Genomic DNA, 26438 nt, shown 5'->3' on the forward strand with positions numbered 1-26438 from the left:
GTCTATATTTTTACTTGTTGATTTCTGTTTGTAATAGGTTCTCTTTAACCTTGCGCAATTGCGTGGCAACGCTTGCATCAATTTGACGGTCGTCTACTCTTAAGACAAATCCACCAATAAGGTCGCTATTTACTTGTTCTCCCAATTCAATTTTTGTGTTGAATTCAGTTTCGAGTTTCTTTTGTATTTGAGAGATAATACCCTTACGCAATGAAATTGCGCTGGTAATTGTTGCTGTCTTAATACCTTGTTCCTTGCGATATAGTTCCAGGAAATTGCGACAAATACCGGGAACATGTGCTTCTCGTTTATTCTCAGCAATAAGGACTAAAAAATTCAGGGTTTGCTCGTTGACCTTTTTTTCGAAAATTGTTTTTAACAATTTTACTTTTTGTGAAGTTTTGATGACAGGACTTCCCAGAAGCAAAAGAAATTCACTACTGTCTTTAGCCAACTGTGCAATCACGCTCACATCTTTTTTTAGTTCATCGAGGAGTTTGTTCTCTTTGGCCAAACTAAAAAATGCTTTTGCGTAGCGAACTGCTATTTTACTATGATCCATAAGCTTACTTCAATTTCAGATCTTTCAGAAGATCTTCAACCATGCCTTCTTGAGTATCCTTATTTTTTAATTCCTTTTGAATTATTTTCTCTGCAACTAAAACTGATAAATTGACGATTTGCTTTTTCATCTCGCTAATTGCAGCGTTCTTCTCTATCTCAATTTGTTGCCGGGCAGCTTCAATGATTTTTTGTCCGTCGCTGGCGGCCTGCTCTTTTGCTTCGACTAATAATTTATCTTTTACTTCCTTTGCTTCTTTCAGGATCGCACCTTTCTCTCTTTTCGCTTCAGCAATTATTTTTTCGTGATCAGCTTTCAGGTCTTTCACTTCTTCACGTGCCTTATCAGCTGAAGACAGTGCATTGGCTATCGAGTTTTCACGATCTTTTAAAGCACTAAGAATCGGCTTCCAGGCAAATTTTTTCAGAATGAACAATACAATTCCGAAAACAATGAGCATCCAAAATAGGGTTCCGTAATCCGGAGTAATAAATCCCATAATTTTTGTTTTTTTAATTTTTAAGTCATCCAGCCTCCCGGCAATCCCGGGAGCGGACGACTATTCAATACATTCCTTTAAACAAAAAGGACCAAAGCACAGATGATTACAGCAAAGAACGCAACACCTTCAATCAATGCAGCTGATACGATCAAGTTTGACCGAATATCTCCACTGGCTTCTGGTTGGCGTGCAATTGCTTCCATAGCACTAGCACCGATACGGCCAATTCCCATACCTGCGCCAATTGCAGCTATACCTGCACCTAAGGCAGCACCCATTTTACCGATACCTGCACCGGCGGCTGCTTGTAAAATCACTGTTAAAATTGTTGATAGCATAAGATTGAATTTATTATGATTAAACTAGTGATGTTCTGATGTTGCCATGCCAAAATACAGGGCGGACAGTAAGGTAAATACATAAGCTTGAATAAAGGATACCAATAGATCCAGCATAAGTATGAATACTGAAAACGCGACAGATACCGGACTAATAGCAGCACCGGCAGCAGGTCCCATTAAATTAGCAAATATGAATATTAAGCTGATAAATACCATCACAATCAGGTGTCCGGCCATCATGTTGGCAAATAAACGAACCATTAATACAAATGGTTTTGTAATTACTCCTGATAATTCAACAATTGGCATCAGAGGGATGGGAAATTTCAGCCACCAGGGAACGTCAGGATTATATATTTCTTTCCAGTAATGTTTATTTCCGTTGATTGTTGTTACAACAAAAGTGAATAATGCCAATGCCATGGTTACTGCAATATTACCGGTTACATTGGCTCCAAAGGGGAAAATCGGGATCAACCCCATGAAATTGTTCACGAGTATGAAAAAGAACAAAGACAATAAAAAGGGCATGAATTTCTCATATTTTTTTTCTCCAATTGCAGGTTTTGCTACTTCGTCTCTTAAAAAGAGGATGATCGGTTCAATCAGGTTTTGAAGTCCTTTGGGAGCTTGATTGGCATTTCGTTTTGCTGATTTTGCAACCGACAGAAATATCCACAGAAGTAGTATTACACTAAAAATGACACCGGCAACAGTCTTCGTGATTGACAAATCAACCGGTAATCCGACAACTTCGCCATGCTCGTCAAGCTCAACAATTTTTCCGGAGTTCTCGCCCTGGTGTGCAATCTCGAAATTTTTGTAGACAACTTCGCCATGATGAAATTTTGAAGACCAGAAAAAGTGCCATCCACTATTCCCGCTGTATAAAATAATTGGAAGTGGAATACTAATGTGTGTTTCGCCAAATGTTGCAATGTGCCACTCAAAAGCATCAGAAACGTGGTGCATAACAAAATCGCCAGGATTAAAACCTGTTTCGGCATGCTTCGTGGTGTCCAGTTCATGCTGTTCATTTTCAGCAAAAACTGATTCGGAAGTCAAGCTAAATGCCAATATAAAGAGTAAACATGCGGTGAAGTATATCCGTGTTTTTGTTGCTTTCATAAAGTATAAATCGGTCAGAATGTCGCTTCAACAAAGTTGTCGCAAATTACTAAAAAAATCAATCAGGTCAAGCTATTTTTTTACTTTCACAACGTGGCTAATCTCAGCAACTTCTAAAATTGTATAGATGACATAAGCCGCTAGAAAATTGATTAAAAAAGCTTTTACGTTTACATTGCTAATAACAATATACCCAATACCTGCAACCAGATAAAAGAACATTTTTAAGGTACTCAGAACCATAAATCGTGCAGAGAACTTTGGTACACTTTTATCGGCAATCTTTAACAAATAAAAATGAACAATGTTTGTTGTAAGAAAGAAGAAAATTATAATGAAGGGGAAAATGATATGGTAGTACTGTGGAACAATCTGACTGTAAACAATCCAACCAATAAAAAAAAGACTGACAGATGCGATAATCGAGCGAACTAAAAATCGCTTCATAAATACATTCATTTCAAAAAGTTTTTAATTGCATGGTAAATTGCAGCGACAACCGATAAAATCATAAGGCCAAGCGTAAAAGCGGGAAACGAAAGCTTGAGCCAATCGTCAATTAAGTAGCCTATAAAAACTCCAATCCCCATGATGGCAATCATCTCAAAAGCCAAGCTTGAGTATCGTATAAAATCGTCAAAACTCTTTTTAGGCCTTTTTGAGTTCTCCGGCTCCTTCATGTTTTGTTTGTTCGCCCATTACACACGACCCGGAGAACAGTGCACCGGGTTCGATGCTTAATTTTCCCGTGCTTATTTCACCATATACTTTTGATGAAGATTTGAGACTTAATAATTGCTCAACGTTAAGCTTTCCTTTTTGATAGCCAGAAATTTCAGAGTTTTTACATTTAATTTCTCCGGTTACTTTGCCCGAAACTCCAATAACGACTCTCCCCGAGCAATCCAGGTTTCCATTAAGTTCTCCATCAATCCGAATATCCCCATCCGAAGCCACATCACCTGTAATGCGCGTACCTTTACCTATTAGGTTAATTCCCTGAGAGTCAATGTCGTTGTTTGCTTTTGCCATTGTGTTTGCTTTTTTGAACAGCATCAAATATACTAAGAAACTGATTAAATACTACTTTTTTGTTTCAATCTTGAATTCAAAGTGCAGAAGCTTAAGGTGCTATAAAACAATTGCTTATAAATTCCCTTAGGCTAATCTGATTTCCAGGTGAAGGATGAAAAACGTCAAACTGTGGTTTAATCAAGAAGAATTGGTGCCTCAAAAGTTAGCTATTAAAATGATAAAGGAAAGTGATTGAGCCATCGAAGGCTGGCTTTTTGCTTCCCTCTATTTCCATTTGAACCCGAAGTTTTATCCGGCTAATACCACGTAGGTTAGTACATTCTTTTAACCATACGTGGGTGCGAACGTTGTTGTTTACCAAAACCGGTGCTCCAAACTTGAATTGATCGATTCCGTAGTTGACAAGCATTTTGAAATTGCGGACATCTACAACTTGCTCCCACATCAATGGCAACAGCGAGATTGTTAAATATCCATGTGCTATGGTGCTTCCAAAAGCACCTTCTTTTTTGGCTCGCTCGGGGTCTGTGTGGATCCATTGGTGATCCAATGTCGCATCAGCAAACTTGTTTATCTGATCTTGCGTAATTGTATGGTAGTCGGAAACTCCCAATTTTTTACCAAGATATTGCTCAAATTCTTGATGACTTTGAATTATCAATCGGCTCATGAGATCATGTCTTTTGGTTATTGAATATAGATTATTTATTCGTGTCGTATGCCCATTTTAAGTACATGGATCCCCATGTAAAACCAGCCCCAAACGCAGCTAAAATAACATTGTCACCTTTTTTTAGCTGATTTTCGTAATCGTAAAGGCAAAGCGGAATTGTGGCCGCCGTGGTATTTCCATAGTTTTCAATATTGATCATTACTTGCTCGCGACTTATTTTCATGCGCCGAGCAACAGCATCAATAATCCGCATATTCGCCTGATGAGGAACAAGCCATGCTAATTTATCCGGGGTGATGTCATGTTTCTTCATAATGTCAACAGCAACATCGGCCATTCGTGATACCGCATATTTAAAAACCGTTTGTCCGTCTTGATGCACATATTGCATCCGCTGCTGGAGCGTTTCGGGGGTGGTTGGTATTTTTGACCCACCAGCCTTAACGTGCAGGTAATGACGACCTTTGCCATCAGTATGATTCATGTGGTCAATAATTCCAACATCTTCAGTAGTTGGTTCAAGCAATACAGCTGAGGCTCCATCACCAAATAATGGGCAAGTAGACCTGTCTGTATAGTCTGTAATGGCCGACATCATATCAGCTCCGACAACAATCACCTTTTTATACTGTCCGCTTTCGATAAATTTGGCTGCAGTTGTCAGGGCAAAAACAAATCCGGAGCATGCAGCACTAATATCATAACTCCAGGCATTTGTCAACCTGGCTTTTCGACTAATAATGTTTGCTGTTGCCGGGAATGGCCGATCAGGAGTAATTGTGGCACAAATTAGCAGCTCAATTTCATCGGGCCTGGTGTTTGTCTTCTCGAGCAGTTGTTTTACTGCCTCGGTTCCCATATCGGAGGTGGCTTTGCCTTTCTCTTTAAGGATGCGTCTTTCTTTGATTCCGATGCGTTGCATGATCCATTCATCGGTGGTATCAACCATAGTGCTTATCTCTTCATTGGTCAGCCTGTAACTTGGCAAATAGGCTCCAATGCCTGTAATTGCAGCACGTGTCTCTTGCATAATCTATACATTAATCAATCAATTAGCGCGTAATTTTAAATCACAAAAAGCGATTGCTAATTGAGTAACAAAATTTGTTTAAAAAAGATGGCGAAAGATAGGGTGAAATATTCGAACAGCAAAGAAAATCAGGCAAAAGAATTGCCGTAAGTCGTTTTAAAACAATCAATTAAAATGTTCGAAAAGTTTATTCGGAGGGCAAAAAAAGATCAGAAGATTAATCTTCTGATCATATGATGAGGGTTTTAAACGATTACGTCTTTTTCGATTGCCAGCTTGCCTCTGTAGTAACCACATTCTCCACAAACAGTATGGTATTTTACAGTAGCGCCACAATTAGAACACGTAGACAGTGTTGAAGGTGTTGCTTTGTAGTGTGTTCTTCTCTTATCCCTTCTGGATTTTGATGTTTTGTGTTTTGGATGTGCCATTTTTTAAAGTCTTTATTTGTTATCTAATAATTTTTTTAACTCGTCCCACCTCGAGTCTGTTGGTTTTTCTTTTTCAACCTTTACAGACATCTGGGCTAATTTTTTCAACATTCCCGGATTACAAAGGCTGTTGCCATTTTCATCATCCGGATGAACATGTTTTATCGGAATGGACAAGATGATGAAGTCGTAAATGAGCTTGGCAACATTGATGTGTGATTCGTCTGGTGCAATCCAGACAACATCGTCGCCTTCTTCATATTTTTCTTCGCCATACTTAACGTAAACCGTGTTCTCACTTTCAATCGGTTGATTAAACAAGTCAAGACAGCGATCACATTGTATTTTTACCGTTCCTTTAACATGAAACCAAAGAACAATTAATGAACTCTGTTTTTCCAACTTCAACACTACGCTTATGTCGCCATCCTCGGCGATTCCTCCGTCGAAATACTCAAAAAACTTTCGTTCTACCTGATAGTCGAAACGATGCTCTCCAGTTCCAAGTCCTTTGAGTGCAATGTTATATGCTTTTAAATTTGCCATTGCTTGGAAAAAAGTGTTGCAAAAGTATAAAAAATAAACAAACAGCGAAAATTATCTGATTTTTTTAACAACGAAAACCTGCTTTTCTGCAAAAATCTTTCTGTCAGTAGATTATTGAATTTTTCGATGTTGAAAAGTCAACTCGTTGGAAGGACAATCCGGAAGGTTGTACCCTTCCCAATTTCAGAATGTTTAATGAAAATTTTTCCTTTATGGTAGTTCTCAATGATCCGCTTTGCCAGCGATAGGCCAAGTCCCCATCCTCGTTTTTTAGTTGTATAACCTGGTTCGAATATCGTTTTAAACTGCGATTTTGAGATCCCTTTTCCATTATCCGAAATGTCTAAAACCAAGCTCGAATTTTTCTTGGTGAGATGAAGGCTGATAACGCCATCGGAGTCAATAGCATCGATGGCATTTTTGCACAAATTTTCGATTACCCAACTGAATAAAGCTGCATTGTGCGGAACATCGTAGTAGGTATTTTCATCCATGTCGAGGATAAACTTTACTTTTTTGGAGCACCTGTTTTCAAGATAACTCACCGAAGAGATAAGCACCTTTTTAAGGTCGTCGGTCAATAGCTCAGGTCTTGAGCCAATTTTTGAAAAACGTTCGGTAATTTTTTCCAAACGCGAAACATCTTTTTCGATTTCAGAAATAGTGGTCTCGTCAATATCTCTCATTTTTAGAATTTCGATCCACGCCATCAATGATGAAATGGGCGTGCCCAGCTGGTGAGCTGTTTCTTTCGACATGCCCACCCAAACCTGGTTTTGCTCGGCTTTTCGTGAAGAGCTAAACGCAAAGTACGAAACGGTTATGAAGAGCATAATTACCCCAAACTGTGCTAATGGAAAATAACGTAAATTCTGCAATAAGTTTGAATCGCGATAATAGAGGTATTGAACTGTATTTTCAGAAAGGACAATTTCAATGGGGTCTTTTTGATCTTTCATCTTCTGCAATTCATGTTGCAGGACTACATCTTTTCGTTTCTCGTTGTACTTAATATTCCTGTCTCCCAGAATATTATCGTCGGCTGAGGTCCAAATAATGGGAATGGACGTGTTGTTTTCAATGATTCCTTGAAGCAAGGTAAGGTCTTGATTGGCTCCACGCTCAGTATCAACTAATCGCTTCATCGCTTCGGCCCACAATTCAACACTTTTACGCTCCTGACCCGACATTTGATTAACCAGCCAATTGGTATAAATTAAAGAGCTTGCCCCAATGAGCATAGCTGCCAATAGCAACAAGATCTTCCAGCGTCGTTTTTTAAAATAAAGTTCCAAGTTTGTAAAGTTTAGTTCTGCTTGCTAAACGAATCGTGCATTTAAAAAGTATTTTTATCTGGTGAAAAAACAATTACCCTTGAAGTAATTCAAGACACCTGTTGTAAATTCCTTTTTGATCGAAGCCACAATCCCGGTGCAATTCTTCTGGTGTTCCATGTTCAACAAAATGATCGGGAACTCCCATGCGGACCAGCTTTGAGTAATAGTTGTTGGATGACATAAATTCTAAGACTGCCGTGCCAAATCCACCTTGAATCACACCGTCCTCAATGGTGATAACCTGTTTAAATTTCCTGAAAATCTGGTGCAATAACTCTTCATCCAGCGGTTTTACATATCGCATATCGTAATGAGCAACTGAGAATTCTTTTTTGTGCAACGACTTTACAGCACGCGAGGCTGCTATTCCGGTGGTTCCAATGGTTAACACAGCCAAGTCGTCTCCCTCGGTAAGCGTGCGTCCTTTGCCTACTTCAGCTAATTTGAATGGTTGCCTCCAATCAACTTTGCAGCCACAGCCACGAGGATAGCGTATTGAAAAAGGGCCCATGTTTTCCTGCTGCGAGGTGTACATCATATTTCGCAACTCAATCTCATCCATCGGAGCCGACACTGTCATGTTTGGAATATTTCGCATGTAGGCTAAATCAAAAACTCCGTGATGAGTAGCTCCATCGGCACCAACCAATCCTCCCCGATCGAGGCAAAAAACGACATTTAAATTCTGAATGGCCACATCGTGAATGATTTGGTCGTATGCCCGTTGCATAAACGTTGAATAGATATTGCAGAAAGGAATCATTCCCTGGATAGCCATTCCCGCAGAAAACGTAACTGCATGTGGCTCTGCAATACCCACATCAAAAGCACGATCGGGCATTTTCTCCATCATGATATTCAACGAACTACCAGTAGGCATGGCTGGAGTAACACCAACAATTTTAGGATTTTTTTCAGCAAGCTCTACCAGGGTATTTCCAAATACATTCTGAAATTTGGGAGGTTTGTTCAGCTCGCATTCGCAACCAATAATTTTGCCGGTTGTTTTATCAAATTTCCCGGGGGCATGGTAAACTGTTTGGTTGAGCTCAGCCAGCTTAAATCCTTTTCCCTTTTTGGTGATGATGTGCAGGAGCTTTGGCCCCTGAATATCGCGTAAGTCTCGAAGAACTTTAGTCAGGTATTCAATATCGTGCCCATCAATCGGCCCAAAATATCGGATTCCTAAACTTTCAAAAAGATTGGATTCTTTTAGGAGATACGACTTTAAAGCACCTTCGGTTTTTTGAACCAGGCGACGTGCTTTAGGTCCAAATCCGTTGAGTTTTCCCAATCCATCCCAAACATCGTTTTTTAGTTTATTGTATTGTTTCGACTTGGAAATGTTAAGTAAATAGCTACTAACTCCGCCAACATTGGGGTCGATAGCCATGTTGTTGTCGTTTAAAATGATGAGGACGTCAGAATTATTCGATGCAGCATTGTTTAGCCCTTCGAAGGCCATGCCGCCAGTCATCGATCCATCACCAATAACCGCAACAATCTTGCGGTCTTTTTCTTTTTTGACTGAGGAGGCAACTGCCATTCCTAAAGCAGCTGAAATTGAAGTGCTTGCATGTCCTACGCCAAACGCATCATATTCACTTTCTGAAGGTTTTGGAAATCCGCTGATTCCCTTGTATTTTCTATTTGTGTGAAATATATCTCTGCGGCCAGTCAAAATCTTATGACCATATGCCTGATGCCCAACATCCCAAATGAGTTGATCGTAAGGAGTTTGGTAGACGTAGTGAAGAGCTACGGTTAATTCCACAACGCCTAAACTGGCACCGAGATGACCAGGGTTTGTCGAAACCTCATCAATAATGAACTGTCGCAGTTCATCACACAATAATGATAAGTCTTCCGGTTTTAACTTCCTTAAATCCGCAGGGCTGTTAATCTTCTTTAGTATGCTTCCCTCAGGTTCCTTCATTCAAAAAATTTGGGCTCAAATATACAACTTCTATTAAACACAGCCTTATACATTTGTCAGTTTAAAGCTGAATCTGTATGCTGCTAATGGTCATTTGTTTGGGTTATTACAGGATTCGGATCATTTTTCGTTCCCGGTTTTCAAAAGTTGCAAGTTTTTCGATCCCAACTTTTTTCATCAAAGTCAGTCCAGTTTCGTAATGCCTGGTCATTTGCTTTGTGCTATGCGCGTCTGACGAGATGGTCATCGGGATGTGATGGTGATAACACCGTTTGACGATATACGGACTTGGGGTTAACTCGGCGCAAGGCCGATCCAACCCTCCGGTATTGAGCTCCACAACCAGGTTGTTTTCTTTGATTATTTTGAGGGTTTCTTCAAGCAGTTCAGACAAATCACTTTCAGGATAAATTCTGAATTTCTTGATAATGTCAAGATGCCCGATGGTGTCAAATAAACCTGAATTAGCTGCGAGTTGAATCAGCTCATAATACATATGATATAGCTCGTCATTTGCCCATTTTCCATAAAGCGATTGGTCGGTGTCAAAATTCCAGTCGCCTATAAAATGAACAGAGCCAATGACATAATCCAATGGAAGACTGTTGATTAGATCTTGTATTTCATCTTCCCTGCCGGGGAGGTAATCCATTTCAATTCCATAAAGAACTTTTATTTTATCACGATATCTATCACGAAGTTCAAGAATTTGCTCAGTCATAACAGGAATATCGATCGGAGAAACAGCCCACGAAACCGGTTTCAGGCAAACATGGTCGCTAAAACCAATTTCGTCAAGTCCTAATTCAATCCCTCTGACTACCATTTCTTCAAAAGTATTCTTTCCGTCAGACAATATGCTGTGCATGTGATAATCTATTAATCCTTGCATGCTTATCGTTTTAGTTTGAATGTATTAAGTTAGGGAAGTCATTTTCAAACTTAGTTCCGGGTTGATGAAAATTAATTTTTACCCAGCAACTAAATTTTTCAATCTTTATCTTTTCGTGTGTTTGGTTTGATCCAATCATTAGCATTCTAAAATTAACGAAAGTGAGGAGATATAAAAATAAAGGATGAAAAATTATGTGGAAGGAAGCTTAAGAAAGGCTAAAAATATTTTATCTCCGAAGAGGAGCGTAAAGACAAAAAAAGAGGCAGCCTAATTAAGCTGCCTCAAAGCCATGAAAACAATTAAACAATGTTCAGAAAACAGAAAACTAGAAACAATTATATTGTTAAAATCTCTTGATTTTTTTCCTCTAATAAGTCGTCAACCTTTTTGCCGAAATTATCAGTCATTTGTTGTACTCCTGATTCGGCATCTTTTTCCAGATCCTCAGACAGGCCATCTTTCAAAAGCTTTTTCAAACTTTCGTTAGCCTCTTTTCTTGCACCACGAATACTAATTCTGGCTTTTTCACCTTCCTGGCTAACTTGCTTTGTTAGTGTTTTGCGTCTTTCCTCGGTTAGGGGTGGTACGTTTATGCGAATGATTTCACCGTTATTTTCAGGATTCAATCCTAAATTCGCATTCATTATTGCTTTTTCAATGGGAGCAATCATTGCTTTCTCCCAGGGTTGTATCGCAATTGTTCGAGCATCAGGAGTGCTCAGGTTTGCTACTTGATTTAAAGGAGTCATGCTGCCGTAGTAGTCAATCACGATTCCATCTAACATTCTTGTAGAAGCTTTGCCAGCACGGATATGAACCAATTCATTTTCCAGATGATCAATGGCAGCTTCCATTTTTTCTTTGCAGACCTCAATTATTAATTCTAATTCCTCTTCCATGTTCAGATGATCAGTTCATTTTTGTGCTGTGAGCAAATATAGAAAAATTTAGAGAATTTTGAAAAATCTTAACTTTTTTAATCAAAATATGCTCTGTGAAATTTCTTACAGGTGAACCAGTGTGCCGATGTTTTCACCTTTCAATACCTTAATCAAATTTCCTTTTACATCCATATTGAAAACAACAATCGGAAGCTTGTTTTCCTTGCACATGGTTGTCGCTGTTAGATCCATTACTTTTAACCTTTGATGGTAAATCTGGTCAAATGAGATCTTATCATACTTGGTGGCATTCGGGTCTTTTTCAGGATCTGCCGTATAGATTCCATCAACACGGGTTCCCTTGAACATCGCATCGGCCTCAATTTCAATTCCACGCAATGAGGAGCCGGTGTCGGTTGTAAAATAAGGGTTTCCTGTTCCGGCCGAAAAAATGGCGACAACTCCGCTTTCCAGTGTTTCAATTGCTTTGTCCTTTGAGTAGAATTCCCCAATAGGCTCCATGCGAATAGCGGTCAGTACTTTTGATTTTACGCCATGTGCAGTTAGCGCCGAGTTTAATGCCAAACTATTGATAACTGTGGCCAGCATTCCCATTTGATCGCCCTTTACACGGTCGAAACCCTGGGTAGCTCCACTCAGCCCTCTGAAAATATTTCCTCCACCAATCACAATTCCTATTTGCACGCCAATCGCAACCGCTTCTTTAATTTGCTCAGCGTATTCATTCAGTCGGCTTTGGTCAATTCCGTAGGACTGATTTCCCATTAAAGACTCGCCACTCAGCTTTAGTAATATCCGTTTGTATGCAGTCATTTTTTCATATTTTGTTCAAAGGTAAAAATATTCTAAAATTTCATCTGTTTATATTTTTCGTTTTAAGTTTGTGCATTTCCCGTACTCGTCTGTAGCGCTTTTATATCGTGCGTCAACTCATGGGGCTCCCCAATATTTATCCTCCTGTGTGCGCAAAATTTTGATCATGGCTGCTTCATATTAATAGATTATTACTGTCAGGAAGATTCTCGCTTAGCAAAATTTCGAATTCGTAATTAATTGCTAATTTTACGGCCGCTGATTTTCAAGAGATATGGAACAATTAAATGTGATTTTGTTTTTAGTAAATTTCGTTAATACACTTTTTGTAATCATAGTGATTTATTATCTGATTCGCTTCATTACAAGATTAGTCCTTCCATTGTTTTTCAATCAGCCCAGACAATCAAACAATTTCAACAATCAGAAAAAGTCCCGAAAAGAAGGAGATGTTACCATTGAAGGGAAGAAGTCCGGGGGTGGGGAGTTTTCGAATGATGAAGGGGAATATGTTGATTTTGAAGAGGTAGATTAATTTCAAACGGATATATTAATAAAGATTTTATGGCTCAGGAAGATATTTTTAAGAAGCTGATAGCTCATTGCAAAGAGTATGGATTCGTTTTTCAATCGAGTGAAATTTACGATGGGCTAGGAGCGGTTTACGACTATGGTCAAAATGGAGTTGAACTTAAAAATAACATCAAAAAATATTGGTGGGATAGTATGGTGATGCTCCATGAGAATGTCGTGGGATTAGATTCTGCCATCTTTATGCACCCAACTATCTGGAAAGCTTCCGGTCACGTCGATGCGTTTAACGATCCCTTGGTTGACAATAAAGATTCGAAGAAGCGCTATCGTGCAGATGTGTTGATTGAGGATCAGTTAGCCAAGTTTGAAGAGAAGATGAACAAGGAAGTTACCAAGGCTCAAAAGCGTTTTGGTGATGCGTTTGACGAAAAACAATTTCGCGAAACCAATCCCCGTGTTTTAGCAAATCAGAAGAAATGGGATGAATTGCATGAGCGTTTTGCAAAGGCACTAAACGATAATGATCTGGCAGAACTGAAGCAAATCATTGTTGATCAGGAAATTGCCTGCCCGGTTAGCGGAACCCGAAACTGGACTGATGTTCGCCAATTCAACCTGATGTTTGGAACAGAAATGGGCTCGACTGCTGATGGTGCCTTGAAAGTTTATCTTCGCCCGGAAACGGCACAGGGAATTTTTGTAAACTACCTGAATGTGCAGAAAACCGGACGGATGAAAATTCCTTTCGGAATTGCACAAATTGGTAAAGCATTCCGGAATGAGATTGTGGCTCGTCAGTTTATTTTCCGTATGCGTGAGTTTGAACAAATGGAAATGCAATTCTTCGTTCGTCCCGGATCGGAATTGGAGTGGTTTGACAAATGGAGAGAAACCCGAATGAAATGGCACCGTGCTCTTGGTTTTGGCGATGACAATTATCGCTTTCATGAGCATGAGAAATTGGCTCACTATGCCAATGCTGCCGTTGATGTGGAATACAAATTTCCTTTCGGCTTTAAAGAAGTTGAAGGAATCCATTCTCGTACCGACTTTGATTTGTCGCAACATCAGAAGTTTTCAGGTAAAAAAATTCAATATTACGATCCGGAACTAGGCAAGTCTTATGTGCCTTTTGTGGTTGAAACATCAATTGGTGTTGACCGCATGTTCCTGCAAATTATGTCGGCTTCGTATTTCGAAGAGGAGCTGGAAGACACCAATGGTAAAAAAGATACCCGGGTAGTCTTGAAATTACCAGCACCATTGGCTCCTGTAAAACTAGCCGTTATGCCACTCGTAAAAAAAGACGGACTGCCTGAAAAAGCACGCGAAATTATAGATGACCTGAAGTTTGATTTGAATTGCCAGTATGATGAAAAAGACTCGATTGGGAAACGTTATCGTCGTCAGGACGCTGTTGGAACACCTTTCTGCGTTACCGTTGATCATCAAACATTGGAAGATCAAACAGTAACAATTCGTTATCGCGACACCATGCAACAAGAGCGTTTGCCAATTGCTAATCTAAAGGAAGTAGTCGCTTCGCAAGTCAATTTTAAAGCTCTGTTTGCAAAATTGAAGTAGAGATTTCAAAAAAATAAATCGAAATAGATGTGGGTGGTTTCAATTTTGAAACCACCCTTTTTTTGCATCATACCTGCCAAATGATGATAATTATCGCTCTAAGGAAGTTAGTATTTTTTCTATTTTGTGTGATATTGTGTCAATTTGTTTCAGATTGATACGATATTTAAATTACTTACCGATAATCTCATAGTAAAACGATTACTAAATACGCTATAGGTCTAATAATAGCTATCATTTCATGTTTTAAAATATCTTTTAAAAAAACTGTAAATTAGATTTCATTTATTTTCAGAATAATCAGTTTTAAAAGACGTAATGCAATCATTTTAGTATTGAAACAGGAGCTTTGACTTTCAATTTATAAGTTTGATCTTATTAACAAAATAAAAACATGTATTTTGTCAGGTTTTAGTAATAATTATGCCTTTAAATTTGCCACTGTTAGAATCACATCTAACAATTGAAGATGAAACCGGACAGATGTATTGACATCAAATAAACATTGTCTGGAATAGTTTGATAAATAACCATGAATGTTTAAAAATTAACAACATGAAACGAGCATTTAACAGCTTTTATACACAGAAGTATGATTTTATGCGCGTTCCAGATGATACCATAAAAAACAAATAATTATAATCAGATGAAAAAGAGAAACAGAATTATTAGCTTGCTATTTGTTGCATTTTTTGCATGCTCGTTGAGCGTTTTCGCGGGTGGCGAAACTGATTTTGTTGATGAATATAAGATTTCCTCAAAAGTCGATTTCGAACCTGGCAAAACCTTTCAGAAAAGCTGGGAAATTACCTATGGAGAATCAAAAAGACCCGTTGAGGTTTTGTTGAAAGAAACCAGAAGAGGTGACGAATACATTGTTCGCACCAAGTATTTCGAAGTAAAGTATGTCAGTTCGAAAAAGGGATTTGGTGCCCGCTCAATGGACTCTTCAGACCTGATTGTTCCTGAAAGTTTAAACAACCAAGTGATTAATGAAGACAAATTGGCTAATCAAAAAACTATTTTGATGTCGCAAGTTGACCGCGAACGAGCATTGGCATTAATTGCCGATTTTCTTCCAGAATTGGTCAATGAACAATATCAAAACATCCTCAACTAAAATTAATTAGTTTATTACCTCAAAAGCCGCTTTCCCCCCAGGAAGCGGCTTCTTCATTTTATTGCCATTGGGTGGAAGTCGCCAATTGCTCCAACTGGCTTCGTGTTTCTTATCTTGTGCGTCAGTAAAATGCAGGGTTTCGCATCGTCTAGCCCAAATCCATTCCCTGACAAGATCTGCTGATAAGTTTGGGTGTGCAGATCGGTAAAGCCTCCACTGAATTCGATTTCGTCACCTTCAACAGATATTGATCGATATGTCCGCATCCCCCGTTCCTTTGCTTCGAGAGGAATGTCGTTATTATCGAGACTTAAATACCAGCGAACACGCGCATTTTTTAGTTGTAAGAAGCCGGCAGCTTTATCGGCTTCGTATAGATGCACAATACTGTTTTGCACTTCGCCAAAAATCCACTGTAGCATATCAAAAAAATGAATTCCAATATTTGTGGCTATTCCTCCGGACTTATCGATGTCGCCTTTCCAGCTTTGGTGGTACCACTTCCCGCGCGAAGTTATGTACGTCAAATCAATATCGTAAATTTTGTCTTTCGGTCCGTTTTTGATTTTTTCTCGCAAGGCAATAATGGTTGGGTGAAGTCGAAGCTGCAAGATATTGAACACTTTCTTCCCGGTGGAAAGTTGCGTTTTTTCAATCGCCTCAATTTCCTCAGGATACAGAACCAATGGCTTCTCGCAAATCGCAAAAGCATCATTATTTAATGCCGATTGAATATGCTGAACATGTAGATAGTTTGGCGAACAGATGCTGACGTATTCAATAGGTTGACGAGTTTTTTGCTCTTCGGATAGGAATTTTTCAAACTTACTAAAATCAAGAAAAAACTCAGCTTCAGGAAAGAAGCTATCCATGCGCCCCATGACGTCAAAAGCGTCGGTCGCCGCCACAATTCTGTTTTCGGTTTCTTTTACGGCTCGCATGTGTCTTTCGGCAATGTAGCCGGCAGCACCTATTAATGCAAAATTTTTCATTACAGCTTATATACTTTATCAGAAGGGTTTTTAATCAGGTTTCTTAAATCGACGATCAATTTCGAATTTCTTTCAATGAAATCAGCCTCAAATACCTCATGATTGGTACTGATAACGACACAGTCAACTTCACCCAACGACTTAGCGGAATATTCTGAAGATTGATAGATGCGACCTTCGTCGGTTGTGGTTTTAGGGACGAATGGATCATGGTATAGAACTTCTCCGCCTTTCTTTTCAACCTCATCCATAATCTTTAAGGCTGGTGATTCGCGTGAGTCATCGATATTCGGTTTGTAGGCCACTCCCAAAAAAAGAATTTTACTACCATTGATCGCTTTTTGATGTCGGTTTAAGGCAGACGTAATCTTGATGGTCATCCGGTGTGCCATCATGTTGTTGATGTGGCCGGCTGTGTGAATCATGCTGAGGTCGAATCCAAACTTCTTCGCGATATGCTCCAGGTAAAATGGATCGAGCGGAATACAATGGCCTCCAATTCCGGGACTGGGATAAAATGCCTGAAATCCGTATGGTTTTGTTGCTGCGGCATCAATCACCTCCCAGATATTAATGTCCATCTTTCCACACAGTAAAGTCAATTCATTAATCAGGCTGATGTTTACCAACCGATAAGTGTTTTCCAAAATTTTGACCATTTCGGCAACCCGTGGCGAGCTTACGGTGTGAATCGAATCGATCGCTTTTGCATAAATGGCTTTCCCAATCTCCAGTCCATCATCAGTTAAGGCACCTAAAACTTTAGGTGTATTTCGGGTGACAAATTGCTTATTCCCCGGGTCAACACGCTCGGGAGAAAAAGCCAACCAGAAATCATCACCATGCTTCAACCCGGACTGCTCTTCTAAAATTGGTAGGATAACATTTTCAGTTGTGGTTGGGTAAGTTGTACTTTCCAGACAGACAAAAGTCCCTTTTTTCATGTGCCGGGCTATCGAATTGCACGAATCTTCAATAAAGCTCATATCTGGTTTTTTGAAGATATCCAGCGGGGTCGGCACGCAAATCAGAATCGCATCGCAGCTATTCAGTTTCGAAAAGTTAGTTGTCGCTACAAGTTTCCCTCCTTCAACAACGCGAGTTAAATCGTTATCTTTTACATCGCTAATGTAATTTTCAGCAGCATTAACTTTGGAGGCCTTCGCTTCTGATTTCTCGAAGCCAATAACCTGAACGCCTTCAGACGCAAAGCTTACAGCTAGTGGCAATCCCACATATCCTAAGCCAATGACTCCCACCACTTCTTTGGAATCAGTAATTTTCTGAAGTATGGTTTCTTTTAATTTCATTCGTTTTCTTTTTCCAATTGATTGTTGACAACTTGATATTTTTTACCGGTCTCCGGGCATTGTAGATTTTCATCCAACACAGCTCCAGATTGACTTACCCAGCCTTTTTGTATGGCTGGCACACCAACCATCAGCGCATAGGGTTTAACATCTTTAGTAACAACAGCCCCGGCTCCAATAAAAGCATACTCTCCTATGGTGACACCGCACACAATCGTTGCATTGGCGCCAATGGAAACTCCTCGTTTAATGCGGGTTTCTTGGTATTCCGTTTTTCGTTCAACAAAAGAACGGGGATTCACAACATTCGTAAAAACACAGCTTGGACCACAAAAAACATCATCTTCTAAAATGACCGAATCGTACACGCTGACATTATTCTGAATTTTTACCCGGTTGCCGATGCACGCTTTTCCGCCGACATAAGTGTTTTGCCCAAGTACACATTCTTGGCCAATCTGCGCCCCGGGCATTACATGACTAAAGTGCCAGATTTTTGTTCCGGAACCAATTGTGGCACCATCGTCGATGATGGCTGTTTCATGTGTAAAATAAGTTTTGTCCATTTTTATTATATCTTGTTCGGGCTAAAGCCCGGGTTAATCTCTTTCACACAGGTCTCCGCCCTGAAGGACGGAGTTAGTCATACTACATGATAAGTGTAGTACCTCGTTCACTTCGCCAACTCCGGGCGGTTCACTAACCCCGCCTGCTGGAACGAATAGGGGCTTTAGCCCCGATGTTTCATTACCGCTTCTGCCACTCGTATTACTTCTTCGTCAGTGATGAACCCATGTATGGGTAGCGACAACACGGTTTCGGCCAAAAGTTCTGACACTTCAAACGGTTCACGAGCTGAAAGATTGTTATGAAAAGCTTCTTGTCGGGGCAAAATCACCGGATAATGGACTACTGCAGGAATACCCTCCTGATCCAATTTTTCCTTTAATTCATCCCGGTTTTCTATACCAATGGTGTATTGAGCCCAAACACTAGTACGACCTTCAACAAGTTCAGGCAAAAGAACATGTCCGTCCAGCAGCTGTGAATAGTGCTTGGCGGCTTGTTGCCGTTTTTTAATTTCTTCTTCAAAGTATTTCAACTTCACCCGGAGAATTGCAGCTTGCAGGGTGTCCATTCGCCCGTTAATCCCAATGTACTTGTGGATGTAACGTTTTTCCTGCCCGTGTGAACGAAGCATCTTTAATTTTTCAGCCAGTACATCATTGTCAGTAAAAATTGCACCTCCATCGCCATAGCATCCCAGAGGCTTGGCCGGAAAGAAACTGGTAGTGGCGATGTCGGTCATTGAGCAAGAGCGTTTACCATGATATATCGCTCCAAACGATTGGGCGCCATCCTCGATCACCCAAAGCCCATGTTTTTTCGCAATGGCATTGATCGCATCCATATCAGCACACTGACCATAAAGCGAGACGGCAATGATCCCTTTGGTCTGAGGTGTAATCTTTTCTTCTATTTTGGTGACATCAATATTGAAATCGATTGGAGAAACGTCTACAAAAACGGGGCGGGCTTTATAAAAGCTGACCATGGATGCCGATGCAATGAAACTGAAGGCCGGACAAATCACTTCATCGGCAGGCTTCAACTCCAGCGCCATCATGGCGAGCAAAAGGGCATCGGTTCCTGAGCTACATGCCAGGGCATGTTTCACACCCGTAAAATCAGCCAATTCTGATTCCAGCAGTTCAATTTCTTTTCCATTTATAAAAGAAGAGGAATTAATCACCGATTGAATAGTGGCATCAATTTCCGTTTGATAGGCGTGGTATTGTTTGTTGAGGTCGTTGAATTGCATTTTATAGTTTAAGATTTTATAAAAATAACAGGAAATGCGGTAAGAATATTACTTACCGGAAGAAAAAGATACGGATTCCCGGATTGTCTTATTGTCGTTGAGCGATAGAATGCATGCCGGACAGCTAGCAGAGAAAATTTGAAACCCTTGATTTTAGTAGCCCCGACGGAGCTTGACCCGCCAGAACGGAAATTGACCGTCCAGAACGAGGAATGATCGTCCAGAACGCACTTTCACGCCTCCAGAATGAGATTTGACCCGCCAGAATGCACTTTCTCTTATCCAGAACACGAGTTGACCGTCCAGAACGCAGGTTTTCCCGTCCAGAATGAAAAATGACCGGCCACAACGAGAAATGTCGCCTCCACAGTGAGCATTGACTGTTCACAGCGCATTTTCTCCTGTCCCGAACGAAATTTGGCCCACCCTAATGTCGTCGTATGGCATTTCTTCAAATAAGATTTCATAAAAACCACAGGAGAAAAGAGAAGAATATTACTTTTGTTACAAAAAGAAAAGGGTGTGAAAAAAGTTTTAATCATTACTTATTATTGGCCACCTGCTGGTGGAGGAGGAGTTCAGCGATGGTTGAAATTTACCAAATATCTGCCTGAGTTTGGATGGGAACCCATTGTAGTTGCGCCTGAAAATGCCGATTATCCTTCGGTAGATGAAACCCTCTTAAAGGATATTCATGATGAGGTAGAAGTGATCAAAGTGCCGATCTGGGAGCCCTACCAGTTATTCAAAATTCTTACTGGTAAAAAGAAGGAAGAAAAAGTCAACACAGGGTTTCTTTTTGACGATAAGAAGAAAAGTTGGATGGAAAGCCTGAGCCTTTGGTTGCGTGGAAATCTGATGATCCCTGATCCACGGGTGTTTTGGGTCAATCCGGTATACAAAGTTTTAAAGAAAAGGATAAGAAAAATTCAGCCGGATTGTGTGATTACTACAGGACCGCCTCATAGCGTCCACTTAATCGGCTTAAAACTTCAAAAGAAGTTTCAGTTGAAATGGATTGCCGACTTCAGAGATCCCTGGAGTACGATTGATTATTTGGATATTTTTAAGCTTTCGAAGTGGGCACGAAATCGACAACGATCTTTGGAGAAAAAAGTACTTACAAGTGCTGATCTGGTATTAAGTGTCAGTGAAAACTGGAAGAAGGAATTGCTGGATCTAGGGGCAAAAAAAGTTGAAGTCATTACCAACGGCTACGACGAGGATGATTTTATAGATTACAAAAAGGTGGACACAGGCAAGTTTGTGTTTACATACACCGGTTTAATGACTTCCTTGCGAAATCCTTCATTTTTATGGAGTTTGCTGGAAGATATGTGCCAGCAAGATCAAGCGTTTGCTTCAAAATTTGAATTACGTATCATCGGAAACATTGATCAGCAAGTGCTGAATGAAATCAAAAGTTTACCATTGGTGGGGAAACGAACCACATACTTAGGGTATCTGCCGCATGACGAAGTGATCAAACAATACGGGGAAGCATCCATGTTATTGTTACTTTTGAATCAGTCGGCCAATGCGAAAGGGCATATTCCCGGAAAACTCTTCGAATATTTGGCTTCGGGAACACCTGTTTTGGCGATTGGAGATACTGATGGAGATGTGGCGAGGATTATGAAGGAATGTGGGGCGGGGGAGATTTTTAAAACTCAAAACAGACTAAAGGATATTAGAAGGTTTGTTCTTGATAAATCTGTAGCTTTTGAAGAGGAAGTCGTACAGGAGATTGAGAGATTTTCGCGGCAAAGTTTAACAGGCAATCTTACAACCTTTTTTACACGAAAGACAAATAAAAATTCGAGGTAATATATTGATTACGAATAATGTTTTAGAAATTATTAATTTATTTCACTATGGCGGAAAGAGCTCATCCAAAGCATTTTAATTGGTTTAGAAAATCAAGACTTTTTGGTATTATTCCTTTTATAAGTTTTAATCCTTACCGTAAGGCATTATTTTGGAGATATAAAATAGCAAATAAATATTGTGATGGTAAGATTGTTCTTGATGTCCCTTGTGGAATGGGGTGGGGAACATCCTTACTGAAAAGAGCTAGACATATTACAGGAGTGGACATTTCAAAAGAAGCCATAATTGAAGCTAAGAAGTTGTATCCAGTAGTTGCCAGTTTTCAGGTTGGCAGCATGGATCTGTTAGATTTCAAAAATAAGTCTTTTGATGTGGTTGTGTGTTTAGAAGGAATTGAACACGTTTCAGAACAAGTAGGAGATAAATTTTTAAATGAATGTAAAAGAGTATTAAAGAATGGAGGATTACTAATATTATCTTCTCCCTATCCAGTAAAGGGAAGTCATAGTGGAAATCCTTATCATATTAAAGAATACACAGTTGAAGAAATAGAAGAAAAGCTAACAAGTGCAAATTTTAAAATTCTTTCAAAAGAGAGCAGGCAGGTATCGGAAATAATCATCACTATTTTCATTTCGCAGCTTTCTTAAAATAATTTTGAAATGAATAATGAATTATTAATATCCTATTTGATATCATCTAGAAAAGATGATGGAAGTTATAAATTTTCCAAATCGTCAGAATCATCTTTGTTGTCTTCCAGTTTTGGAGTTATGACAGATTTCTTAATCAGAGGGAAGATGGGTTTAAGAGATTCTCGTGAAGATTTAATCCGATATATAGCTGATGGAATCGATTTGTCAAAAAATCGAATTTCTGATCCTTTGTTGTCTCCTCAAGCCTTAGTAGGAAATCATAAAATTGACTATTTAGAAGGACAAATTACTTATTTTAGTCTGGTAGCATTGGATGTATTAGGATACCATGATTCTGACATTAATTTTAGCAAAATATATTTTCAAGATCAGAATCAACTGGAAAAATGGTTTAATAGCCTGGATCTGTCAAGATTTTGGTATGAGAGCAACAAAATAATGTTTGTGCTATATTTTTTATTTTACAAATGTTATTACGGTTCTGAAAAATCAAATGTATCAAAAGATAGTATTTATCTATTGATAGAATTACTTAATAGGGCACAGGATAAAAATACTGGATTTTGGGGAACAAATTTAAATGGGAATAATTTATATGATGGCTGTTTTGGCACAGCTCATTTACTCTTGTTTTATGATTATCTTGATATTGAAATTCCGTTTATAAAGAAAATCATCGACAATACAATACGCTTACATAATTCGAATGGATTAATGAGAAGAAAAAATGGGGGCGCTTGTGAAGATTATGATGCCATTGAGATCTATCTAAGATGTTTGAATCAAACTGATTACAGGAAGAGTGAAATTTCAAGTATCATTCTTAAAATGAGGGATGTTATTAATAACTCTCAGAACAGTGACGGCGGATTTTCTTACAAGATTGAAGAATCAAAAATCAATAATCTAATTAAAAGTAGAATTTTCCCACAATATTATCTTTATAGTGGTTGGAAATTGATGGAAACGGCTACATATAAATCTGATATGTGGGCAACCTGGTTCAGGACATTGAGTATTAAAGTAATTGATTATTTATTGGAAGGGGAGACGGATTTTAACTCCTATTGGTTGCCAGCATGGGGATATATAAAAAAATAGATTGAAAACAAGGCCTCAAATATCAATAATAATGGCAGTATATAATACTGAGAATTATGTGCACGATGCAATTCAATCCGTGTTATCACAGCCATACTCAAATTTTGAATTCATTATTATTGACGATTTTTCAATTGATAATACATCAAAAATTGTCATGGAGTTTGACGATCCTAGGATCGTGTTTATTCAAAATACCAAAAATTTAGGGCTCGCAGCTTCACTAAATAAGGCTCTGGATATGGCATGTGGAAAATATATCGCAAGAATGGATTCGGACGATATATGCCTAAAAGATCGATTTATTAAACAAATTGGTTTCTTAGAAAAGAACGATCAAATTGATATTTGCGGAGGTTTTGTAAGTAGAATTGATAAAAACGGAAAGATTTTTAAGAGTTTAAGTCGTGTGCCAATTGATGATAAATATATCAAAGCAAACACAGTTTTCAATCCTCAATTTTTTCATCCAACAATTGTTTTTAGAACTTCTTTCATTAGGAGGCATCATGTGCGATACAATACATTGTATAAAAAGTCACAAGATTTTGAGCTTTGGTCTAGGCTTATGAGAAAGGGTAATTGTAAGATGGCAAATATTTCATCCATAGTCCTTAGATACCGGGATCTTAAAGATAAAAATGAAAAGAGGAAGAGGAATTACGTGCAAACGAAAGTGGCGAACTCAATTCGGTTGAAAAATTTAAGGGAGTTAGGTGTGCCGTATATTCAATCGCACAATATAATAAACCGATTTATAAATGGGCAAAGCCTGACCAAGCCTGATTTTTTCAGGTTGGTAATTCTCCTGAAAAATATTAATAAAATTGTTTATAGACGATTTGGAGTCTATCCTAAATTGAATCAATTGTTTCCTTTAAGTTTTCTTAAATTGTTTGGAATATTTTTTTTCGTTCGCGAAGGATTATTCAGGAGTTTAGTTTTTTTAAAAATCGTTAAGCAATTTGGTTTGACTATTTTAAATAAAGACAGATCTGTATAAAATAAAGTTATTTTAATAATTATTAAGATATGACCATTGAGTTTTTAATCTCAACAATAAATAGATGCGATTTGTCATTTTTAAACGAAATGTTTAAAAATATCAAAACCAGAGATTTTAAAGTACTTGTTATTAATCAGTGCATTGATATTGCTGTACCTAAACATGAATTGAAACACAATACTCTAAGTGTTAGATGTATTTCAATATCAGGAAAAGGCATTTCTAAAAGTAGAAATACAGCATTGAAAAATTCAGAAGGTGATACTATAGTTATCGGTGATGATGATGTTACTTATCTATCGAACAGTATTGAAGTGATTAGAGATTGCTTTAATAAAAGAAGTACTGATATTGGGATTTTTCAAATAAAGACGCCTGACGGGAGAGCTTATAAAAAGTATAAAGCGAACCCATTTAAACTCAGTCATCAACTAGATATTATGAGAGTTTCTTCAATAGAAATTGTTGCGAGAAGAAATTCAATCTTAAAAAATAGATGCTTTTTCAATGAAAATCTTGGTTTAGGAGCAGATTATTCATCAGGGGAGGAAGTGCTATTTTTGAATGATTGTTTTAAAAAAAAGCTGGTAATTACATACATGCCGATCCCTTATGTAATGCATCCTTTTGAATCATCAGGGAAGATAATAGAAGCGGATAAGGTCATAGCTGATGGCATATCCTTCGCCAGATTGTTTCCTTGGCTTTTTATTTTTGTAGATATTTATTTCTCGTGTAAGAGATATTATAGGTATAAGGGCAAAATTACCTTTCTAAATTATTTAAAGCTTTTATTAAAAGGGAATTATTTAGCACTTAAAAGGGCAGTATAAAACGTTATACATTTTTTTCAAAGTACCGAAAAAAGTGACTGAATATGGCACTAAGTTCTTCAGATATAGGAAATAAGATAAAAAAAAGTGCAGAAATCAAAGTATAACTGGCTCCTCTTATTACTATATCAATGATAAAGTATTGCTGAGGAATCAAATCAATCAAAAAATAAATACCAGTAAAGAAAAATGCCACAATTATATGCTTATAGTTAAAAGGTTGCATTTTGTATTTATGTAACAAAAAGATGTAGCGCATAGAGTTATTGAGAAGAAGCGCAGTAGCAATTGCTATTGCCGCTCCAGTGATTCCCCATATCGGAATTAAAAAATACAATAGACTTAATACTGTAAGAATTAAAACAACGATAAATACTAGTGTAATTCGATAATATTTCGAGTATCCAATGATTTGAGCATTTGCACCAGTCATCATATCAAATAAGTAGCCTAACCCAATAAAAAAAATAACCCATTTTGATTGATAGTAATCATCCCCGAGAATGATGAGTATATTATCAATATTCATCCAAATGCCTATAAACAAGAATCCTCCAACTATGAATTGGTTGAGGCAGCTTTTTCGGTAGATTTCATTTATTTTTTTCAGATTATTAACTGCCCATGCATCGGCAATAAGAGTACCCGAAATTTTGAGGAGTGGACGGGAAGGAATAACGACCAATGATCCAAAGTAAAAAGCAATAGTATAAACTCCAGTATTGCTCAGGTCGAGTATTTGATTTATAACAATTTTGTCAATATTGAAAACCAACATAGAGCCTAGCCCTCCAATAAGCGAGAAAAGCGCTACATCAAAAATTTCCCGCCGAAGACTTCTGTTAATAAAGTTGATTTGTGGGCGAAAATTTAGATCTTTTTTATACCAAAGAAAGACAATCATAACTAGCCCTTTCACGCAAATTGAAGCAGCAAAATAAATAATTAGTTGGTTGAGCGAGATTAATTTTACAGCAAAAAGTAAGGCAAAAGTAAAAATAAGAGAACGTTGTAGAAATTCTTGAAGAAAAGTTCCAAAAACCGCATCATATAGCACTTTGTTGTATGTATCCAGTAGTACAAAAATCATAGAAAAAAAAGTGAGTGGAATTAGTAGGAAAATGTATTCAGAGAATAATCTCGATTTCTCTAAATTGGTTTCACTTAAGTAGGGAGAAAATATAAAGTAGATAGTTAGAAATAGCAAAAAGCCTAATATAAAAAACATGGAACTGAGAAATAAGAACCCATTATGGCTATTTTTTTTATCTCTGAATAGAGGGAATAATCGTGCTGTAATCCCAGGTAGGCCAAGAAGACTAATCTGACCAAATAAGGTAGAATATGCGATCAATAAGCCAAATAATCCAACAACGTCAGGAGTTAAATATTCCGTATACAGATAGGTCGTCGTCACAAACCCAATGATCACACCCAAATACGACCAGATACTACCTTTGATGGATTGTTTTATGATGATCCCCATTGCTATCGGATTCAGTAATTATTTGTTTACTTT

Annotated in this window: 29 protein-coding genes; 8 read left to right on the top strand and 21 right to left on the bottom strand. The window is 38.3% G+C overall.

Translation table 11 applies throughout. The features are described from left to right. Window positions 1–10: 10 nt before the first annotated feature. The 16 genes from atpH to pyrH form a co-directional block, all read right to left on the bottom strand. Window positions 11–562, bottom strand: coding sequence for an ATP synthase F1 subunit delta (gene atpH / locus ACTB00_RS02580; RefSeq protein ID WP_463298384.1), 552 nt, complete (start codon window positions 560–562; stop codon window positions 11–13). A gap of 4 nt (window positions 563–566) precedes the next feature. Then, the gene (locus ACTB00_RS02585) at window positions 567–1061 is read right to left on the bottom strand and encodes a F0F1 ATP synthase subunit B (protein ID WP_463298385.1); all 495 of its coding nucleotides are present in this window, start codon (window positions 1059–1061) and stop codon (window positions 567–569) included. Window positions 1062–1138: 77 nt separating this feature from the next. After that, window positions 1139–1402, bottom strand: coding sequence for an ATP synthase F0 subunit C (atpE, locus tag ACTB00_RS02590; protein ID WP_463298386.1), 264 nt, complete (start codon window positions 1400–1402; stop codon window positions 1139–1141). A 24-nt stretch (window positions 1403–1426) separates the two neighbouring features. After that, entirely contained in the window at window positions 1427–2533 is a 1107-nt protein-coding gene (gene atpB / locus ACTB00_RS02595) for a F0F1 ATP synthase subunit A (RefSeq protein ID WP_463298387.1), read from the bottom strand. 72 nt (window positions 2534–2605) lie between these two features. After that, a complete protein-coding gene (locus ACTB00_RS02600) occupies window positions 2606–2980 on the bottom strand; it encodes a hypothetical protein (RefSeq protein ID WP_463298388.1) in 375 nt (124 codons plus the stop codon). An 8-nt stretch (window positions 2981–2988) separates the two neighbouring features. Next, window positions 2989–3213 carry an AtpZ/AtpI family protein gene (locus tag ACTB00_RS02605; RefSeq protein ID WP_463298389.1) on the bottom strand — a complete coding sequence of 75 codons (225 nt, stop codon included), beginning with the start codon at window positions 3211–3213 and terminating at the stop codon, window positions 2989–2991. After that, a complete protein-coding gene (locus tag ACTB00_RS02610) occupies window positions 3182–3565 on the bottom strand; it encodes a bactofilin family protein (RefSeq protein ID WP_463298390.1) in 384 nt (127 codons plus the stop codon). The genes ACTB00_RS02605 and ACTB00_RS02610 overlap by 32 nt, the downstream gene beginning before the upstream one ends. A gap of 205 nt (window positions 3566–3770) precedes the next feature. After that, entirely contained in the window at window positions 3771–4238 is a 468-nt protein-coding gene (locus ACTB00_RS02615; protein ID WP_463298391.1) for a MaoC family dehydratase, read from the bottom strand. Between the two features lie 31 nt (window positions 4239–4269). Further along, a complete protein-coding gene (locus ACTB00_RS02620) occupies window positions 4270–5271 on the bottom strand; it encodes a beta-ketoacyl-ACP synthase III (protein ID WP_463298392.1) in 1002 nt (333 codons plus the stop codon). Window positions 5272–5516: 245 nt separating this feature from the next. Then, on the bottom strand, window positions 5517–5702 hold the full coding sequence (gene rpmF, locus ACTB00_RS02625; protein ID WP_159522104.1) for a 50S ribosomal protein L32: 186 nt from the start codon (window positions 5700–5702) through the stop codon (window positions 5517–5519). 12 nt (window positions 5703–5714) lie between these two features. Next, on the bottom strand, window positions 5715–6248 hold the full coding sequence (locus ACTB00_RS02630) for a YceD family protein (protein ID WP_463298393.1): 534 nt from the start codon (window positions 6246–6248) through the stop codon (window positions 5715–5717). Between the two features lie 137 nt (window positions 6249–6385). Continuing rightward, window positions 6386–7543, bottom strand: a complete 1158-nt coding sequence (locus ACTB00_RS02635; protein WP_463298394.1) for a sensor histidine kinase — start codon at window positions 7541–7543, stop codon at window positions 6386–6388. Between the two features lie 73 nt (window positions 7544–7616). After that, a complete protein-coding gene (gene dxs / locus ACTB00_RS02640; protein WP_463298395.1) occupies window positions 7617–9521 on the bottom strand; it encodes a 1-deoxy-D-xylulose-5-phosphate synthase in 1905 nt (634 codons plus the stop codon). Between the two features lie 106 nt (window positions 9522–9627). Further along, a complete protein-coding gene (locus tag ACTB00_RS02645) occupies window positions 9628–10413 on the bottom strand; it encodes a histidinol-phosphatase (protein ID WP_463298396.1) in 786 nt (261 codons plus the stop codon). Window positions 10414–10751: 338 nt separating this feature from the next. After that, entirely contained in the window at window positions 10752–11315 is a 564-nt protein-coding gene (gene frr / locus ACTB00_RS02650) for a ribosome recycling factor (RefSeq protein ID WP_463298397.1), read from the bottom strand. Between the two features lie 105 nt (window positions 11316–11420). After that, window positions 11421–12131, bottom strand: coding sequence for a UMP kinase (gene pyrH, locus ACTB00_RS02655; RefSeq protein ID WP_463298398.1), 711 nt, complete (start codon window positions 12129–12131; stop codon window positions 11421–11423). A 274-nt stretch (window positions 12132–12405) separates the two neighbouring features. On the opposite strand from pyrH, the gene ACTB00_RS02660 reads away from it, so the two are divergent. The 3 genes from ACTB00_RS02660 to ACTB00_RS02670 all read left to right on the top strand — a co-directional run bounded on the left by ACTB00_RS02660 (window position 12406) and on the right by ACTB00_RS02670 (window position 15369). Then, complete coding sequence (locus ACTB00_RS02660; protein ID WP_463298399.1) at window positions 12406–12666, top strand: hypothetical protein; 261 nt, start codon at window positions 12406–12408, stop codon at window positions 12664–12666. A gap of 29 nt (window positions 12667–12695) precedes the next feature. Next, entirely contained in the window at window positions 12696–14249 is a 1554-nt protein-coding gene (locus ACTB00_RS02665) for a glycine--tRNA ligase (RefSeq protein WP_463298400.1), read from the top strand. 646 nt (window positions 14250–14895) lie between these two features. Next, on the top strand, window positions 14896–15369 hold the full coding sequence (locus tag ACTB00_RS02670; protein ID WP_463298401.1) for a hypothetical protein: 474 nt from the start codon (window positions 14896–14898) through the stop codon (window positions 15367–15369). Window positions 15370–15422: 53 nt separating this feature from the next. Here the strand turns inward: ACTB00_RS02670 and ACTB00_RS02675 are convergent, their stop codons facing one another. The 4 genes from ACTB00_RS02675 to ACTB00_RS02690 form a co-directional block, all read right to left on the bottom strand. Beyond that, complete coding sequence (locus ACTB00_RS02675) at window positions 15423–16361, bottom strand: Gfo/Idh/MocA family protein (RefSeq protein ID WP_463298402.1); 939 nt, start codon at window positions 16359–16361, stop codon at window positions 15423–15425. Further along, window positions 16361–17671: a nucleotide sugar dehydrogenase gene (locus tag ACTB00_RS02680; RefSeq protein ID WP_463298403.1), complete on the bottom strand. Its 1311-nt coding sequence runs from the start codon at window positions 17669–17671 to the stop codon at window positions 16361–16363. The genes ACTB00_RS02675 and ACTB00_RS02680 overlap by 1 nt, the downstream gene beginning before the upstream one ends. Then, window positions 17668–18237: an acyltransferase gene (locus tag ACTB00_RS02685; protein WP_463298404.1), complete on the bottom strand. Its 570-nt coding sequence runs from the start codon at window positions 18235–18237 to the stop codon at window positions 17668–17670. The genes ACTB00_RS02680 and ACTB00_RS02685 overlap by 4 nt, the downstream gene beginning before the upstream one ends. A gap of 164 nt (window positions 18238–18401) precedes the next feature. Then, window positions 18402–19493: a DegT/DnrJ/EryC1/StrS family aminotransferase gene (locus ACTB00_RS02690; RefSeq protein WP_463298405.1), complete on the bottom strand. Its 1092-nt coding sequence runs from the start codon at window positions 19491–19493 to the stop codon at window positions 18402–18404. 522 nt (window positions 19494–20015) lie between these two features. On the opposite strand from ACTB00_RS02690, the gene ACTB00_RS02695 reads away from it, so the two are divergent. The 5 genes from ACTB00_RS02695 to ACTB00_RS02715 are packed head-to-tail and all read left to right on the top strand — an operon-like array spanning window position 20016 to window position 24919. Next, window positions 20016–21320, top strand: a complete 1305-nt coding sequence (locus tag ACTB00_RS02695) for a glycosyltransferase family 4 protein (RefSeq protein ID WP_463298406.1) — start codon at window positions 20016–20018, stop codon at window positions 21318–21320. Window positions 21321–21367: 47 nt separating this feature from the next. Next, entirely contained in the window at window positions 21368–21973 is a 606-nt protein-coding gene (locus ACTB00_RS02700) for a class I SAM-dependent methyltransferase (protein WP_463298407.1), read from the top strand. A gap of 12 nt (window positions 21974–21985) precedes the next feature. After that, on the top strand, window positions 21986–23080 hold the full coding sequence (locus ACTB00_RS02705) for a hypothetical protein (protein WP_463298408.1): 1095 nt from the start codon (window positions 21986–21988) through the stop codon (window positions 23078–23080). Between the two features lies 1 nt (window position 23081). Next, the gene (locus ACTB00_RS02710) at window positions 23082–24083 is read left to right on the top strand and encodes a glycosyltransferase (protein WP_463298409.1); all 1002 of its coding nucleotides are present in this window, start codon (window positions 23082–23084) and stop codon (window positions 24081–24083) included. A gap of 29 nt (window positions 24084–24112) precedes the next feature. Then, on the top strand, window positions 24113–24919 hold the full coding sequence (locus tag ACTB00_RS02715; protein ID WP_463298410.1) for a glycosyltransferase: 807 nt from the start codon (window positions 24113–24115) through the stop codon (window positions 24917–24919). A 4-nt stretch (window positions 24920–24923) separates the two neighbouring features. Here ACTB00_RS02715 and ACTB00_RS02720 read toward each other — a convergent pair whose 3' ends face one another. Further along, on the bottom strand, window positions 24924–26405 hold the full coding sequence (locus ACTB00_RS02720) for a lipopolysaccharide biosynthesis protein (protein ID WP_463298411.1): 1482 nt from the start codon (window positions 26403–26405) through the stop codon (window positions 24924–24926). Between the last annotated feature and the right edge of the window lie 33 nt (window positions 26406–26438).

The sequence above is a fragment of the Sunxiuqinia sp. genome, assembly GCF_055140945.1.

Bases quoted from the DNA above. Each gene is read 5' to 3' on its own strand.
- atpH (WP_463298384.1), bottom strand. From the start codon at position 562: ATGGATCATAGTAAAATAGCAGTTCGCTACGCAAAAGCATTTTTTAGT.
- ACTB00_RS02585 (WP_463298385.1), bottom strand. From the start codon at position 1,061: ATGGGATTTATTACTCCGGATTACGGAACCCTATTTTGGATGCTCATT.
- atpE (WP_463298386.1), bottom strand. From the start codon at position 1,402: ATGCTATCAACAATTTTAACAGTGATTTTACAAGCAGCCGCCGGTGCA.
- atpB (WP_463298387.1), bottom strand. From the start codon at position 2,533: ATGAAAGCAACAAAAACACGGATATACTTCACCGCATGTTTACTCTTT.
- ACTB00_RS02600 (WP_463298388.1), bottom strand. From the start codon at position 2,980: ATGAAGCGATTTTTAGTTCGCTCGATTATCGCATCTGTCAGTCTTTTT.
- ACTB00_RS02605 (WP_463298389.1), bottom strand. From the start codon at position 3,213: ATGAAGGAGCCGGAGAACTCAAAAAGGCCTAAAAAGAGTTTTGACGAT.
- ACTB00_RS02610 (WP_463298390.1), bottom strand. From the start codon at position 3,565: ATGGCAAAAGCAAACAACGACATTGACTCTCAGGGAATTAACCTAATA.
- ACTB00_RS02615 (WP_463298391.1), bottom strand. From the start codon at position 4,238: ATGAGCCGATTGATAATTCAAAGTCATCAAGAATTTGAGCAATATCTT.
- ACTB00_RS02620 (WP_463298392.1), bottom strand. From the start codon at position 5,271: ATGCAAGAGACACGTGCTGCAATTACAGGCATTGGAGCCTATTTGCCA.
- rpmF (WP_159522104.1), bottom strand. From the start codon at position 5,702: ATGGCACATCCAAAACACAAAACATCAAAATCCAGAAGGGATAAGAGA.
- ACTB00_RS02630 (WP_463298393.1), bottom strand. From the start codon at position 6,248: ATGGCAAATTTAAAAGCATATAACATTGCACTCAAAGGACTTGGAACT.
- dxs (WP_463298395.1), bottom strand. From the start codon at position 9,521: ATGAAGGAACCTGAGGGAAGCATACTAAAGAAGATTAACAGCCCTGCG.
- ACTB00_RS02645 (WP_463298396.1), bottom strand. From the start codon at position 10,413: ATGCAAGGATTAATAGATTATCACATGCACAGCATATTGTCTGACGGA.
- frr (WP_463298397.1), bottom strand. From the start codon at position 11,315: ATGGAAGAGGAATTAGAATTAATAATTGAGGTCTGCAAAGAAAAAATG.
- pyrH (WP_463298398.1), bottom strand. From the start codon at position 12,131: ATGACTGCATACAAACGGATATTACTAAAGCTGAGTGGCGAGTCTTTA.
- ACTB00_RS02660 (WP_463298399.1), top strand. From the start codon at position 12,406: ATGGAACAATTAAATGTGATTTTGTTTTTAGTAAATTTCGTTAATACA.
- ACTB00_RS02665 (WP_463298400.1), top strand. From the start codon at position 12,696: ATGGCTCAGGAAGATATTTTTAAGAAGCTGATAGCTCATTGCAAAGAG.
- ACTB00_RS02670 (WP_463298401.1), top strand. From the start codon at position 14,896: ATGAAAAAGAGAAACAGAATTATTAGCTTGCTATTTGTTGCATTTTTT.
- ACTB00_RS02675 (WP_463298402.1), bottom strand. From the start codon at position 16,361: ATGAAAAATTTTGCATTAATAGGTGCTGCCGGCTACATTGCCGAAAGA.
- ACTB00_RS02680 (WP_463298403.1), bottom strand. From the start codon at position 17,671: ATGAAATTAAAAGAAACCATACTTCAGAAAATTACTGATTCCAAAGAA.
- ACTB00_RS02685 (WP_463298404.1), bottom strand. From the start codon at position 18,237: ATGGACAAAACTTATTTTACACATGAAACAGCCATCATCGACGATGGT.
- ACTB00_RS02690 (WP_463298405.1), bottom strand. From the start codon at position 19,493: ATGCAATTCAACGACCTCAACAAACAATACCACGCCTATCAAACGGAA.
- ACTB00_RS02700 (WP_463298407.1), top strand. From the start codon at position 21,368: ATGGCGGAAAGAGCTCATCCAAAGCATTTTAATTGGTTTAGAAAATCA.
- ACTB00_RS02705 (WP_463298408.1), top strand. From the start codon at position 21,986: ATGAATAATGAATTATTAATATCCTATTTGATATCATCTAGAAAAGAT.
- ACTB00_RS02715 (WP_463298410.1), top strand. From the start codon at position 24,113: ATGACCATTGAGTTTTTAATCTCAACAATAAATAGATGCGATTTGTCA.
- ACTB00_RS02720 (WP_463298411.1), bottom strand. From the start codon at position 26,405: ATGGGGATCATCATAAAACAATCCATCAAAGGTAGTATCTGGTCGTAT.